Below are 14,452 nucleotides of genomic sequence, written 5' to 3'. Positions count from 1 at the left end.
ATTTGGTGAAAACCTGATATAGTATGGATTTAAGAAAAAATCTAAATTGATATGGTGGTGTTATGTGAATGAAAAAATACGTAATGGATATTTTAATGATTATGCTTGGATCACTGCTCTTTGCCCTTGCAGTTAACTTATTTGTCATTCCGAATGATTTGGGTGAAGGCGGCGTAACTGGCTTAACAATTATTGCCTATTATCTTTTCGGATGGTCTCCGAGTATTGTCAGCTTTATCATGAATGCAGCTTTACTAATGGTTGGCTATAAATTCCTAAATAGACAAACAACAATCTATACTATCATTGCGGTCTCTTTCCATTCTTTATTCTTACATTTAACAGAATCTTGGTCTATTTCCTCAGATGAGATTATCGTAAATACGATTTTTGGTGGCGTATTTGCCGGGGTTGGTATCGGCTTAATTATTAGAGTTGGTGGTACAACAGCGGGTTCTACGATTTTAGCTAGGATTACCAACAAATACCTTGGCTGGAGTATTAGCTATGGACTTTTATTCTTTGATTTAATTGTTGCTTTTTCATCTTATTTTATCATCGGTGCAGAGGCATTAATGCTAACGATTATTATGCTCTATGTTGGTACAAAGGTGATGGAATTTGTGATTGAGGGCGTTAACCCTAAAAAAGCTGTTACCATTATCTCAAAGAAACCAGAAGACATTGCTGGACAGGTGACTGCTTATATGAACCGTGGAGTTACTGTTCTTTCAGGTCATGGCTATTATACAAAGGAACAAAAAGAAATTCTGTATATCGTCATTAGTAAACAAGAAGTTGTGAAGCTCAAAAAAATCGTCAAAGAAGTCGATAAAGATGCCTTTATTGCCATTCATGATGTAAGGGACGTTTTTGGAGAAGGCTTTATTGAACTAGCAAAATCTTAAGACAGTCAAAACACCTTTTGTAAGTTACAACAAAAAGGTGTTTTTTCTATTTACCTATTTCTATCGATCTGTAAGGAGCTTTCAATAATACTGTCCAATAGTGCTGGATAACTGATGCCAGCAGCCAGTGCACTTTTTGGTAGAAGGCTATTTTGCGTCATCCCAGGCAATGTATTAACCTCTAACACATAAGGGACGCCATCCTTAATTAACATATCTACTCTAGCATAAACACTGCATCTTAAAGTCTTGTAGCTTAGCATCGCAGCTTTTGCCACACGATCATGAATCGCAAGTGGGAGTTCCACAGGCTCCTCTATTGTAGAAGCATCATCATATTTCGCCTGGTAGTCAAAAAATACTGCCGTATGTTTGATTGAAAGGACTGGCAAAAGCTTCTCATTGAGGATTGGGCATGTAATTTCGTCACCAATCAAGTACTGCTCAATAATGATTTCGTTATCCCACCTAAATACCTCTGCTACAGCAGTCAATAAGGCACTCTGATTATGGACAATTTGAACACCTACACTAGAGCCACCAGCATTTGGTTTCACTACAAGCGGATAACCAATAAGTTCTATATCCTGTAAGGGCAGCTCCTCTCCTTTGATGAGATGTATCCAATCTGGTGTTGCGACACCTTCATATCGCAATATTTTTTTAGCCATATTTTTATCCATGCACAAGCTACTTGCTAGAAGACCACTTCCTGTATAAGGAATACCCAATGTTTCTAGTACCCCTTGAATCGTACCATCCTCCCCAAACTTTCCATGCAGTGCTAACAAAGCGACATCAATGCCACGCACCTTATCAATTACCTCTTTGTTGTCATCTAAAGTAATGGCAACAACCTCATATTTTTGCGTATCTAATTGAGCGACCATTTCTTTACCTGTCATAATGGAAACCTCCTTTTCAGAGGAAGTACCTCCCATAATTACGCCAACCTTCATTTTCTCAACCCCTCATATCATTTTTCAATGTATCACCTATGATTTGAATACCACGAACAATATCGTCATCTGCTAAACGAGAAAAACCTAAACGAAATGTATTACTGCCTTTCCCATTTGTGAAAAATACATCTCCTGGGTAAAACACTACGCCCTTGTCATAGCACTTCTCCAGTAGCAGACGTGCATCAATTCCCTCTTCTAGCTCTATAAAAAGATGGAGCCCACCATCTCCTGTGATTCTACTAAACGGAATGAATTGCATACAGGCTTGACGAGCAAGCTCATATTTTTTTTTATAGACAGACCTTGCCTTCTTTAAATATTTTTCAAAATAGCCATCCTGCAAATATTGATATAATACCGCCTGATCGAGTGTTGACGTATGAATCGTTCGAGCTCTTTTCATGCTTTCTAAGCAGTCGATTAACGCCTTATCTGCTAAAATCCAGCCAACACGTAAGCCTGGGAAAAGTATTTTAGAAAAGCTGCCAATATAGACAATGTTATTACCTTTACCACTAAAAGCGATCAGCGGCGCCAAATGAGCGCTTAAATACCTTAATTCCTCATTAAAGCCATCCTCTACGACGGGAATTTGATATTTTGCAAAAAGCTGAAAAATAGCATTCCGTTTTTCTGAGGAAGTAACAATTCCAGTAGGATTATGATAAGACGGAATGAGATAGGCAAAATCAAATTCTTTTGCTGCTAAGGCTTTTTCCACCTGATCCATATCAATGCCATCATCTTTCATATCAATGCCATGTATCTCTAACCCATGCAAACGGAAAAGCTTTAATGCTGCGTGGTGTGTAGGATTTTCACATAGCACACGCCCTGATTTTTTAGCTAAAGAGGACAATAAAATATCTAGCCCCTCTGTAAAACCATTTGTAATGACAATATCTTTATTAGAAATGTCTACACCCTTCAATTCCATATAACTGAGAAGATAGTCAATTAAAGGCTTATAGCCCTTTGCATAGCCATAGTTTAAGACAACATCTCCTTCAATCGACATTCTTGTAAGAAACGCCCTTTTGAAATTTTCAACATCAAAAAGCTTTTCTTCCGGGGCAATACTAGTGAAGGAGATCATTCCTTTTTGCCACTGTATATCTTGTCGTAATAAATCAATTTCATCTGCTAATAAAGTGGTTGCATTCAGCCTTTGCTTCCAGTCCATTTCAATAGACGCTGTTTTCAATGGCGTGACCTTCCCTACAAAATGCCCTATTCCCTTCTTTGCATAGATGATGCCATCTAGCTCTAATTCGGCATATGCGTTCAAGACCGTATTTCTACTGATTGATAATAGCTTACTAAGTTCACGGGTAGATGGAAGCTTTTGATGTTCTAACAGATGCCCTTTGACAATCATATCTTGAACATAATCCTTCAATTGCACATAAACCGGACGTTCATCCATAAGCTTAAAATCACTAAACACTTCCTAACCCCCTTGCTTCATTTTTTCATAACCCTTGCCAACCTAAAAGGTCCACCTAATATGTAATTTCCAGTTAGAGTGGTTGTTCCTCTTTCTATCATATTTCAATAGTATGGTGTGTATATCAAAAAAGCCCTACGCTATGTAGCATGAAATATAGGAGTTTAAAATTTATCATATACAGTTAGACAAAGCTAGAAACGAACTGTTTTCATTTTAACAAGAGGAATAACCTCCTGTTTATTATGCTATAGTGTATTTATGGGTAATTTTTCAAAAATTAGAAAGGAGCTATGAAATGGATGAAATTTTAACGATTACGAATTTAACGAAGAGTTATGGAAACAAGGAAATCTTGAAGGGGATTGACCTTCATGCAGCTAGAGGGGAAATCATCGGTTACATTGGTCCTAATGGCGCTGGTAAAAGTACGACTGTAAAACTTATTCTAGGGCTAGAAGGTGATTATGGCGGAGAAATTAAGCTCTTTGGAAAAAGCATAGGGCAAGATCATATTGATTATAAACGAAAAATTGGCTACGTTCCCGAAATCGCTGATGTTTATGACAATTTAACAGGCTATGAGTATTTAACCTTTATTGGACAGCTTTATGGTTTAGAGCTAGAAGAGGCGGCTGACAAATCCAAATCACTAATGGAATTATTCGGGGTTGGTGAAGCATACCATTCTAGAATTTCCTCCTATTCAAAGGGTATGCGCCAAAAACTACTCATCATTGCAAGCCTTATACATAATCCAGACCTACTATTTTTAGACGAACCTATCAATGGCTTAGATGCAAACAGTGTCATGATTTTTAAAGAAATTTTAACGCAGCTGGCTGCCAACGGAAAAACCATATTTTACTCATCTCATATTATGGATGTGGTTGAAAAAATCAGTAGCCGTATCATTCTTCTGTATGAAGGAAAAATTGCAGCAGACGGAACATTTGCCCAACTACAAGCAGATAATACCGAAGGAACATTAGAAAGAATTTTTAACCAGTTAACTGGATTTCATGAGCATCAGGAAATCGGAGAGAAATTTGTGTCCATCGTCCGAGGAGTTCAATCATGACAGATTTCAAAACGCTACAATTGCTTGATAAATTCCGACTGCTCTTTGTAAAAATGGGCATTGATTATGACGTGATGAGAAAAATCCTTCATATTAAATTAACGATGGATGAACGTAAAGTACCAACAATATTTAATCAGAATAAAAAGAAAGAGAACCAAAAATACGGCTATATTAAATCATTGTGGATTTATGTTTTATTTGGACTTGTACTCATCCCACTTATGGGATTTGGTGAAAACTTTCTTTTTCAACTGAGTATTGCCTATGCCATGATCATATTTTTAATTATGACATCCCTGATTTCTGATTTTTCTTCTGTACTTTTAGATGTACGGGATAAAAGCATACTTTCAACCAAGCCTATTTCAGCTAAAACAATCAATGCAGCTAAATTTATGCATATTTTTATTTACTTATCTTATTTAACACTTGCCTTAACAGCTATCCCACTGATAGTCAGCCTTTTTACTCAAGGAATTGTATTTTTTATTTTAACGGGTCTTGAGATTCTACTCATGAATTTACTGATTGTGGCATTCACAGCCATTTTGTATATTGCTATTTTACGCTTCTTTGATGGCGAAAAACTGAAGGATATGATTAACTATGTACAAATTGCTTTGTCACTCATGCTGATGATTGGCTATCAGGTTCTTATTCGATCCTTTGAATTCGTCGATTTAAATATGACCGTAACATTTCATTGGTGGAGCCTCTTCCTTGTACCGATGTGGTTTGCCGCTCCATATGAATTAATACTACATGGTGATACATCCTTATTAACAGTCATCTACAGTATTTTAGCACTGATTATTCCTATAATCTCAATAGGAATCTACATCAAGCTCATTCCAACCTTTGAACGCAATCTTCAAAAGCTACTTAGTACAAGTAAATCAAAAAAAGAGAAGAACAACCGACTTAAGTCCCTTCTATTAACACTCGTGTGTAGCACACATGAAGAACGAGCTTTCTATCGCTTTGCCACTCTTATGATGAAGCAGGAGCGAGAGTTTAAGCTAAAGGTCTATCCGTCTTTAGGTTTTTCATTTATTATTCCTTTTATTTTCATGTTTACGTTTAATAGGTCCGAAGAAGTTGATTATGCTCTTAGTATGAGTTACTTAAATATTTACTTTAGTATGCTCATTATTCCTTCTGCTGTGCTTTTTCTTGGTCACTCTGCTAAATATAAAGCGGCGTGGATTTATAAAACACTCCCGCTTAAAGATTATACAGACTTACAAAAAGGTAGCTTGAAGGCATTTTTAATCAAATTGTATATTCCGTTATTTTTAGTACTAAGTGTAATCTTTAGCTATATTTACGGCATTCGAATTATCCCAGATTTACTAGTAGTTTTAGTAACAAGCTGGTTGTATACTATTATTTGTTTCGTCACGATGAGCAATAAAATACCTTTTACTAAACCATATGATGAAGTTGGAGATGCTCAAGGCTGGAAAACTATGTTGTTATTCATCCCTTTAGGTATGCTGGCAGGTCTACATTATTTAATTGCTAGTCAGGTACCATTCGGCTCTACTGTATATTTCATTGTGCTTCTCCTCATCAATATCGTGATATGGAAGCTGGTTTTTAAATCGGAAAAATAACTACAAAACGGCTTGAGTCCCTTAATAGGATTCAGCCGTTTTTTCATTAAAAAGCCTTTCGCTCATAAATACGTATAGACAGTAACCATGACCCCGTATATAAGATAATAATGATGACTGTTGCAATGAGATATAGTTGTAGTTCCTGTACCGCCATAAATTTTTGTACAAGGGCTCTTACTTGATTATTAAAGTCCGGAACAAAATAATTTACCATCACCATATAAATTCCAAATAAAGTTACACTAACAATAGCTAAGTGCTTTGTTTTAAATTGATAGGATATCGGCAGAATAAATGACATCGCAATCATGACTAATCCCATAATTAGTAGTATTTCTTTCCACAGTACTAATACTTCTTGCCCGTTCAAAAGAAAGTCGAGCAGATACGTATAGCACATAAATAACCCTGTAAAAATGAATGCCCCAATATATTTTGAACTAACAATTTCCTTCCTTGTATAGGGTAATGAATTCAGTAAAATATTAGCATTATCTTTTTCATCACTGGAAAATGCATTCATAATAAAAACAATACTATAAACAAATACGATAAATACTGGAGAAACACTGACCAATAAGTAAAGTATAATAGTAGCTATGTAAATGATGAGCATGTTTTTTTGAATTAAAATATCCTTCAGAATAAGGTTCACCATATCCTTATCTCTCCTTTTTTGTATAATACATAATGTCTTCAAGCGTAGGTTTTTCGACAACAACGGCATCACCAAATATTGTGGCCACTCTATGTTTATGAGCTGTTAGTGCTTCAAAACCTCTGTTTGTTTTGCGAATGGCCAAGAACTCCTGCTCTGTTTCACGATCTAATAGCTCAAGCGTTCCCTTGACGATAGCGTAATCCTCTTCAATTTTATAAAACTCCTTCGTGAAGATATGCTCGCCATTATGAATAAAGGTAATATAATCTGCAATACGATCTAAATCTGTTGTAATATGTGTAGAGAAAAATATAGTTTTGTGCTCATCTTGCATTAACTCATGTAAAATATTTAGAAGCTCTCTACGAAATATAGGATCAAGACCTGATGTTGGCTCATCCATAATGATTAATTCAGCATGATGGGCTAAAGCCATGGCTAATGATGCCTTCATCTTCATCCCCTTTGAGAATGTCTTCATATTTTTGTTCAATGGCAGTTCAAACTGATTAATATAATGTTGAAATGTTTTTTCATCCCAGTTTTTATAAGCTGGTTTAATGATCCTTTTCATATCCTTTAGTGTAATATTTTCATAAAAAATATTGTCATCATAGACAAAACCGATGCGTTCTTTTATTTCCTTTTCGTTTCCCTTATAGTGCTTACCAAAAATAGAAATAGTCCCGCTATCCTGCTGCATTAAATTCATAATCATTTTAATCGTCGTCGATTTTCCTGCCCCATTTCCACCAATAAACCCTGTCACAAAACCCTTTTTAACTTTGATCGAAAGATCCTTTATTTCAAATCCATTAAAGGATTTTTGTATATGCTGTAATTCAATAACATTTTCCATCACTCATCCTCCGTATACAATAAAGTAAGCATTTCCTTTAACTCTATTAAGCTAATATTCATTTCCTTCGCATTTTGAATCGCCACCAACAACTTTTCCTCAATGGCCTTCATTTTTCTTTCCTTCATCATTTCTGTATTTTGTTCAGAGATGAACGAGCCTTTCCCAACAATAGAGTAAATAAAGCCGTTTTTTTCAAGTTCTTCATAAGCACGCTTTGTTGTGATGACACTAATTTCCAAATCTTTTGCTAGTTGACGCATGGAGGGTAATGGTTGGCCCTCTTGTAATTCACCCGTTAAGATTCGTTTTTTGATTTGTGCATATATTTGTTCATAAATAGGCTCTTTTGAACTGTTAGAAATAATAATTTGCATGCAAATACCTCTTTTGAAATATTGTATATATACTTTATATACAATATATACACATTTACAGTTATTTGCAAGTAAAAATTTCCTTTTAGTTAACCTGAGAAGATAGTTACCTGCAAACACCAAAAAAGCATATAGCCTAATGAATGACTATATGCCCTAAAACTTAAAATATAAATGCTTTCATTTCTTCCTCGTCTTCTCATCTGCTAAAAAGATTTCATGAAGACTAATGGTCATGTTTATTCCCCCTTTAATATTAAGGGTTACTATAAACACGGGTGTTAAAATGTAACATTTCACTAAAATTTATGCAGTATTATGTTTAATTTTTCAAGAGTGTCTAACATTTCGGCTAGCTCGTCAGATGATAAATAGGCATGGTATTTTTCAGTAATCTGTTGGTTAAATGCTTCCACTTCTTGTTGATAAAGTAATCCCTTTTCACCTAATTCTATAGAAAATGCTCGCTTATCTTCAACATGCTGCTTTTTTGTAATGTAGCCATCCTTTTCAAGCTTTGCTAACTGCTGACTCACTGCACTTTTCGTAATTGCCATTTTTTCAGCTAGTTCCGAAGGTGAGCAGGATGGATGTCGAATCACTAATGTTAAAAGAACATATTGCTGATTATTTAAGGAGAATTTAGTATAGGCCCTTTCCATTTTCTCAAGGATGATCCAAATATCTTCTATCGTTTGATTAATTTGCTCCGCTACATTGTTAGTCTTCATTTTTTTGAGTATCACCTTTTTCACGCCATTTTTTAGGATTTAGATAGCTTTTAAATTTGTTCGCTACTTCTTTCCCAACAAGTAAAGCACCCAGCCAAAACATGATTTCAGCAACTATAATACTTCCTGGTATTATACCTGCTTTTACTTTTGTAGGTATCGGTGTGAATGGTGTAATGATTGGGATTAACCACAGTGAAAGGGAAAAAATAATAATGCCTATTCCAAGCTTATAAGCAAAGGATTTTTGTGTTTTTTCATTAGAGGTCATATGTCTTCTCCTGTACAATAATTTATTTAAGTTAACTAAACTATATGATAAATTTATTTTTATGTAAAGCCGTTTTATCTTTACAAGAAAATAAAAACCCCTATCTATTTGAATACTGATGAGCCAAATAGATGGGGTTAGACTATCATACTTTAAGTATTTATTATTTCCCAGATGTAAGCGGCACACGTAGCTCTGCATCTGGATCATTCGTAGTATATTTCCAAATATAAATATCGAGCTCTTTATCCTTGAAGTTCTTATACTCATCCACGTGCTTATTATTCCCATTACCAAGTATTTTAGCAATCAGAGGCATTCCATAGTTACGATCTTTATGATCTAGATAATAGGTTTGAGAGACACCACCAAATGTAGGATCAGTGCTAAAGGATTCAACGTAGAGGTTGCTATCTTTCTTATAGTAAGTCCACGTTATTGAATACTCTCCAATCGTAGATGTCTTACTTTGAGGTTTCTCTGATATGTCAGTTAACCGAATCGGTTGTTGATCACCGTCTTTTACATCAACACGATGTTTAGCTACCAATGTCACAGATTGATTCGACAACGAGGACACATCCACTCCCGTCAATTCAAAACGAAGCTCTGTTTTATACGGATCTTTTTCTATATCCCATCTCCCTCCATCCAAAAATACTCCTCCAATATCCAGCTGATAATCAATGTAAGGAATATATGCATATTTCTCCTTATGTGTCAGTATTAAACGTACTTGTGTTGGAGTAACTTTCATTTCATGAATTTTTATCCCCTCAGATGCATTTTCTAAAGGAATATTGACTACTTTTTTAAATGACCCCTTCTTCAATTCTTCTTTGGATAACTTCATCTCTATATTCCAACTATCCTTTGCAATATTTAATGTATGTTCATAAGTTAGTTGGAACTTTGTACCTTTCGCTCGTAAGTTGTGTGATGTGAAAATTTGCTGACTAAAGTATTCACCTGTTGCACCAGGAGTTCCAAATACAGGTGTTTCCTCTTCTTTAATAGGCTGATTTTTATCATCAATAGCCTTGATACGTACCCATTTGTTCTTCATTTCAGAATCTGTAAATTTAACCGCTGACTGAAGCATTACTTTCCCTTCTGATTGTTCAAAGGTTTGTAGAATTACATTGCCGATTCCATCCTTTTGAATAGCGAAATTCTGCGTATGAGAGTCATTAGGGTTGTAAGGAATAGGCAGTTCTTCATCACCTATGGAATGAATGTTCTTCATTAAAAATTTAATGTCCGATTTCTGATCATCTGCTACCCAGTCTGTCTCAAAATACCCTTGGAAAAGACCAAGATCTTCATTCCATCGATGTGAGTAATTCCCTTTAATAAAATCGCCATTAGAATCTTGAAGTCCAATTTGATCAAAGCTCACATTCTTTCCATCCCAAGATGCTTCAGGTTTCAAACTATATAGCAGAAATGTTCTGTTATCATCGATAAACGCTGTATGTACAGTTAGCGTGAACCCTTCCTTCGTAACAGATTGTTCAATCGTCTGCCCTAAGCCTTGTTCTAATGCAGACTGAATACCAGCTCTATAAGAAAGAATATTGGACCAATCATAATTCAGTGCTGCATAGACGGGTGTAGCCATTAAAGCGACAGCTAGTCCCGCAACCAAAACAAATCTTTTTCTTTTACGAGGTCGAAGTTCGATGGGTTCATCTGCAATCTTTAACTTATCCTGCTGGATACTATTCCACATTTGATCAAAGTCAGGATACGACATGTTATGGTCTGCCTTCATTTCATTGTTAAGCTTCTTTTCAATGCGTTCCAAATTGTTTCTCTCCCTTCAACGATAGGTTTTGATTTTGTTCCAACTTTTTGCGCATTATTTTCAATGCCTTATGAAGTCTCGATTTCACTGTACCCACTGGAATCCCTAGAGCTTCAGCAATTTCAGCTAACGATAGCTCACCGATATAGCGAAGGGTGACGACAGCCATTAATTTTTCAGGTAATTGCTTAAATAGCCCCTCCCATTCTTCCTCCGCTACCTTTTCCAATACAATGGTGTCTACAGATTTAACTGATTCTGTAGTTTGCTCATGAAGCAATAGAATCTGACTTTGTTTTTTTAACTGTGCCTGTTTTCTTTTAAGCATATTTAAGCATTGATTCATTGCAATTCGTAAAATCCAAGCACGCGTATGCTCAACATCCCTCCAATCTTGACGAAAAACGGTGACAAATACGTCATGGCAGAGGTCCTCTGCATCTTGGGTGTTCCGTAGCATGTAATAGCAGGTACGGTAGACATCTTTGTTGTATGCATCGAATAATTCACGTTCTGTCAATCTAAGGCACTCCTTTCTGATTGTTCTACTTTATAAACAAATGACTACTAGAAAAGGTTCATCTTTTTGGAAAAAGTCGTTACTTCACTTTAAAGATCCAACACGATAACCCTGCTCTAATGAAAGAGCAGGGTTTATCTACTTGCATTGTTTCTTTTTTGAACAGTGAAACAGGCATTTATAAATTTCTTTTCACTAATCTTCCTACTTGTTTTGCTACTAATTCGATATCACCATCGACCTCTTCTAAAACATAAGACTCTAAAACACCTAAGACAGCTGTTCCTAAAAACTTTAAGATAATATGTTTATCAATCCCCTGATTTGAAGGAGCATTTACATCTAATTTCTTATCGATTTCTCCCATAATAAAGACTAATAATTTTTTTCGAAATGAGAGTGTACTTTCACTTCTAAATAACGATGCAAAAAAAAGCTTGTGCTGCTGAAAGTAGGTAAACCATATAACGGTTCCTTCTATAAAGCCCTTCTCTTTCTTCTGATCACATATTTCTCTCAGACATGCTAAATGATCCTCAACAATTTTGTCTAATAAATCATATTTATCTGTGTAATGAAGATAAAATGTTTTTCTTCCGATGTCCGCTTTTTCACTTATATTTTTTACAGTAATATCATCAAAACCTTCATTTATCAACATTGCTAAAAATGAGGATTGTATCGCCTGTTGAGATTTCGTTTTTCTTCTATCCATTTTTTCCACGTTAAAACCTCCACGTTTTAATACACAGTTTTCATTTTATGTGTCATAACACACAATTGCTTGAATATGGTCATTGTTGTGACTACCTGTCTTTATTATTATAAATATACACGAGTGTAATAAAACTCACAAGTGTATATAAAACGTATAAAGGTGGTCTTCATATGACAGTTACAAAGAATAATGTAAGATTCAATGCAAGGGGAATAAAGCTTGCTGGTATTTTATACTTATCGGGGAAAGCTAACGAAAAGGAATCAAACCCTGCCATCGTTTGTGTACATCCAGGTAGTAGCTGTAAAGATCAAACAGCAGGTCTCTATGCTGAGAAGCTAGCAGAGTTAGGCTATGTCACAATTGCATTTGATGCCTCCTATCAAGGAGAAAGTGAAGGAGAGCCTCGATATATAGAAGAACCAGCTACACGTGTTGAAGATATTCGTTGTGCGGTAGATTACTTGACTACACTTGCGTATGTAGATAAAAACCGTATTGGTGTCTTAGGGGTTTGTGCTGGAGGAGGTTATGCAGTGAATGCAGCAATGACAGAACGCCGCATTAAAGCGGTTGGTACAGTCGTTGGTGCAAATATTGGTCGATTAAATCGTGAAAGTGATCCTATTAAAGCGTTAGAGGCAATCGGTCAACAGCGTACTGCTGAAGCTCGGGGCGCCGAGTCCATGATAACAAATTGGATTCCTAAAAACCAAGCAACGCTAGAGCAAGCTGGGATTACTGATATTGATATTATAGAAGCAGTTGATTATTACACAACCCCAAGAGGTCAAAGTCCAAACTCTCCGAATAAGTTAAACTTTACAAGTATGGGATCTGTCATTGGTTTTGATGCTTTTCATTTAGTTGAGGAATTACTAACTCAGCCGTTACAAATTATTATTGGTAGTGTACAAGGGGCATTCGGGTCATATAAAGATGGTCATGAGCTATATAAAAGAGCAGCTTCACAGAATAAAGATTTACTTGTCGTTGAAGGGGCAAGTCACTATGATTTATACGATCAACCAGAACCTGTTCAAATTGCTGTTGAAAAATTAGCCACATTCTATAATGAGTATCTTTAACTAAAGCTATTAGTTGAACCGAACTCTCTATAGTAAGTACTATCAAAAGTGCTCCTATTCAATGTTCGGTTCATCTATCATTAAAACGCAGGGATTACATTCTAAACAATCTCTTCCTTCAAACCTTCATAGGCAGACTTTGAATGCATAAATACATATAAAAGTAGAGAAATAAAAATAGCTAAGATACCAAATACAATACATACTAACTGTAGCGAAAGCCAGTCCGCTAATATGCCTAAAACTAACGTAAAGACAATCTGTAGCATATTTACGCCCATTGTGGAAACACTGCCGAAGCGGCCCATAATGGCTGATGGCACACTCAATTGATAAAATGTACTGTATCCCGCATTACAAAATGACATACATATCCCTAAGGCAATAAAACTAATGGTCCCCATTGCTACATTCGGTGATAAATAAAATAAGGTGTAGCAAATCGTTGTCAAAAGCAGACCATAAATAATATATTGTCTAGTTGAAAACCTTTTAGCATACCGAGCAGCCATTGCTCCACCGATAATCGCCCCAATCCCTGCAATACTAACCATTACACCATATAGACTATCTGAGGCTTGTAAGTTCTGTTTAATAAATGTAGCTTCCTGTGAATCTAATGCAAAAGCAATCATTAAAGCACCTTGAAAATAGAGAAAAACTTTGGCAAAGGCTCGCTCCTTTTTAATATAGGCATAGACAATACCATAATCCTCTTTCAGCATCTGCCAGGTAAGCCGTTGTCGGTGCATGTCCTGACGACCGTCTACTACTGGAAGCTTGAAAATGACCAATGCACATACAAAGAACGTTAAAGCATTAAACCAAATTGCTACGGATACATCTGATAAAGCAATGATAAACCCAGCCAGTGCAGGCCCAATTAAAAATGAACCTGAGCTAAATATTCCTAGAATGGCATTAAAGGATTGTTTATCTTTGTCTGGCACATATTTTGAAATATAATAGGTACTACTTGGTCCAAAAAAGCTACTCGCTATATTAGATAAAAATAATACGCCATAAATAAGCCAAATAGAAGACGTAAATGGTAACAATAAAATCAGTATCCCGCGAATGATGTCACTATAGATCATTAATTTTTGTTTATTGGATCGATCAATAATAGAGCCTGCAAAAAAGCTGGTTAAAATACGAGCGATTGGCCCTACAATAAATATACTAGCCATGGCAGTAGGTGACTCTGTCAAATGCCAAACTAATAAATTGAGCGCAACAAGATTTACCCAATTCCCTAAATATGAAAAACCAAAGCCAAACAGAATGAGACGATATTTCCTAATAATGCGCATAGGTCTCCCTTCTAGCTCTCAAAAATAGATTTTTTGATCATATTTTACACAAAAGTATTCTTTTGGACAATCATATCTATTGAG

General features: G+C 35.8%; 15 protein-coding genes. 4 read left to right on the top strand and 11 right to left on the bottom strand.

Annotated features, from left to right (window positions below; genetic code table 11):
• The first annotated feature begins 68 nt into the window (after nucleotides 1-68).
• Nucleotides 69-908, top strand: a complete 840-nt coding sequence (locus MHI34_RS08620) for a YitT family protein (protein WP_036128798.1) — start codon at nucleotides 69-71, stop codon at nucleotides 906-908.
• A gap of 50 nt (nucleotides 909-958) precedes the next feature.
• Here the strand turns inward: MHI34_RS08620 and MHI34_RS08615 are convergent, their stop codons facing one another.
• Together MHI34_RS08615 and MHI34_RS08610 are read right to left on the bottom strand one after the other, a co-directional pair.
• Nucleotides 959-1,867: a D-alanine--D-alanine ligase gene (locus MHI34_RS08615; protein ID WP_342504338.1), complete on the bottom strand. Its 909-nt coding sequence runs from the start codon at nucleotides 1,865-1,867 to the stop codon at nucleotides 959-961.
• 4 nt (nucleotides 1,868-1,871) lie between these two features.
• Nucleotides 1,872-3,320, bottom strand: a complete 1,449-nt coding sequence (locus MHI34_RS08610) for a PLP-dependent aminotransferase family protein (RefSeq protein WP_036128802.1) — start codon at nucleotides 3,318-3,320, stop codon at nucleotides 1,872-1,874.
• Between the two features lie 298 nt (nucleotides 3,321-3,618).
• On the opposite strand from MHI34_RS08610, the gene MHI34_RS08605 reads away from it, so the two are divergent.
• Nucleotides 3,619-4,401, top strand: coding sequence for an ABC transporter ATP-binding protein (locus MHI34_RS08605; protein WP_342504337.1), 783 nt, complete (start codon nucleotides 3,619-3,621; stop codon nucleotides 4,399-4,401).
• Nucleotides 4,398-6,020 carry a hypothetical protein gene (locus MHI34_RS08600; protein ID WP_058845233.1) on the top strand — a complete coding sequence of 541 codons (1,623 nt, stop codon included), beginning with the start codon at nucleotides 4,398-4,400 and terminating at the stop codon, nucleotides 6,018-6,020. Before MHI34_RS08605 ends, MHI34_RS08600 begins: the two co-directional genes overlap by 4 nt.
• Nucleotides 6,021-6,066: 46 nt before the next feature.
• On the opposite strand, the gene MHI34_RS08595 is transcribed toward MHI34_RS08600, so the two are convergent.
• The 8 genes from MHI34_RS08595 to MHI34_RS08560 all read right to left on the bottom strand — a co-directional run bounded on the left by MHI34_RS08595 (nucleotide 6,067) and on the right by MHI34_RS08560 (nucleotide 11,973).
• Nucleotides 6,067-6,681 carry an ABC-2 transporter permease gene (locus MHI34_RS08595; protein ID WP_036128808.1) on the bottom strand — a complete coding sequence of 205 codons (615 nt, stop codon included), beginning with the start codon at nucleotides 6,679-6,681 and terminating at the stop codon, nucleotides 6,067-6,069.
• A gap of 4 nt (nucleotides 6,682-6,685) precedes the next feature.
• Nucleotides 6,686-7,543 carry an ABC transporter ATP-binding protein gene (locus MHI34_RS08590; protein ID WP_342504336.1) on the bottom strand — a complete coding sequence of 286 codons (858 nt, stop codon included), beginning with the start codon at nucleotides 7,541-7,543 and terminating at the stop codon, nucleotides 6,686-6,688.
• On the bottom strand, nucleotides 7,543-7,920 hold the full coding sequence (locus tag MHI34_RS08585) for a GntR family transcriptional regulator (RefSeq protein ID WP_036128812.1): 378 nt from the start codon (nucleotides 7,918-7,920) through the stop codon (nucleotides 7,543-7,545). Before MHI34_RS08585 ends, MHI34_RS08590 begins: the two co-directional genes overlap by 1 nt.
• Nucleotides 7,921-8,219: 299 nt before the next feature.
• Entirely contained in the window at nucleotides 8,220-8,651 is a 432-nt protein-coding gene (locus MHI34_RS08580) for a MarR family transcriptional regulator (protein ID WP_036128813.1), read from the bottom strand.
• On the bottom strand, nucleotides 8,641-8,922 hold the full coding sequence (locus MHI34_RS08575; RefSeq protein ID WP_036128815.1) for a transporter suffix domain-containing protein: 282 nt from the start codon (nucleotides 8,920-8,922) through the stop codon (nucleotides 8,641-8,643). Before MHI34_RS08575 ends, MHI34_RS08580 begins: the two co-directional genes overlap by 11 nt.
• A gap of 163 nt (nucleotides 8,923-9,085) precedes the next feature.
• Nucleotides 9,086-10,729 (bottom strand): DUF4179 domain-containing protein, encoded by a 1,644-nt coding sequence (locus MHI34_RS08570; protein WP_058845231.1) that lies wholly within the window; start codon nucleotides 10,727-10,729, stop codon nucleotides 9,086-9,088.
• Nucleotides 10,716-11,249, bottom strand: a complete 534-nt coding sequence (locus MHI34_RS08565) for an RNA polymerase sigma factor (RefSeq protein ID WP_036128819.1) — start codon at nucleotides 11,247-11,249, stop codon at nucleotides 10,716-10,718. The genes MHI34_RS08570 and MHI34_RS08565 overlap by 14 nt, the downstream gene beginning before the upstream one ends.
• A gap of 178 nt (nucleotides 11,250-11,427) precedes the next feature.
• Nucleotides 11,428-11,973, bottom strand: coding sequence for a TetR/AcrR family transcriptional regulator (locus tag MHI34_RS08560; RefSeq protein ID WP_036128821.1), 546 nt, complete (start codon nucleotides 11,971-11,973; stop codon nucleotides 11,428-11,430).
• A 164-nt stretch (nucleotides 11,974-12,137) separates the two neighbouring features.
• On the opposite strand from MHI34_RS08560, the gene MHI34_RS08555 reads away from it, so the two are divergent.
• Nucleotides 12,138-13,055 carry an alpha/beta hydrolase gene (locus tag MHI34_RS08555; protein WP_342504335.1) on the top strand — a complete coding sequence of 306 codons (918 nt, stop codon included), beginning with the start codon at nucleotides 12,138-12,140 and terminating at the stop codon, nucleotides 13,053-13,055.
• Nucleotides 13,056-13,156: 101 nt separating this feature from the next.
• Here the strand turns inward: MHI34_RS08555 and MHI34_RS08550 are convergent, their stop codons facing one another.
• Nucleotides 13,157-14,368: an MFS transporter gene (locus MHI34_RS08550; RefSeq protein ID WP_342504334.1), complete on the bottom strand. Its 1,212-nt coding sequence runs from the start codon at nucleotides 14,366-14,368 to the stop codon at nucleotides 13,157-13,159.
• Nucleotides 14,369-14,452 lie beyond the last annotated feature (84 nt).

It is taken from the genome of Lysinibacillus sp. FSL L8-0126, from assembly GCF_038630385.1.
GTDB lineage: Bacteria > Bacillota > Bacilli > Bacillales_A > Planococcaceae > Lysinibacillus > Lysinibacillus fusiformis_D.
The sequence above is the reverse complement of the archived record's forward strand: the minus strand, read 5'-3'. Positions and strand labels throughout refer to the sequence as shown.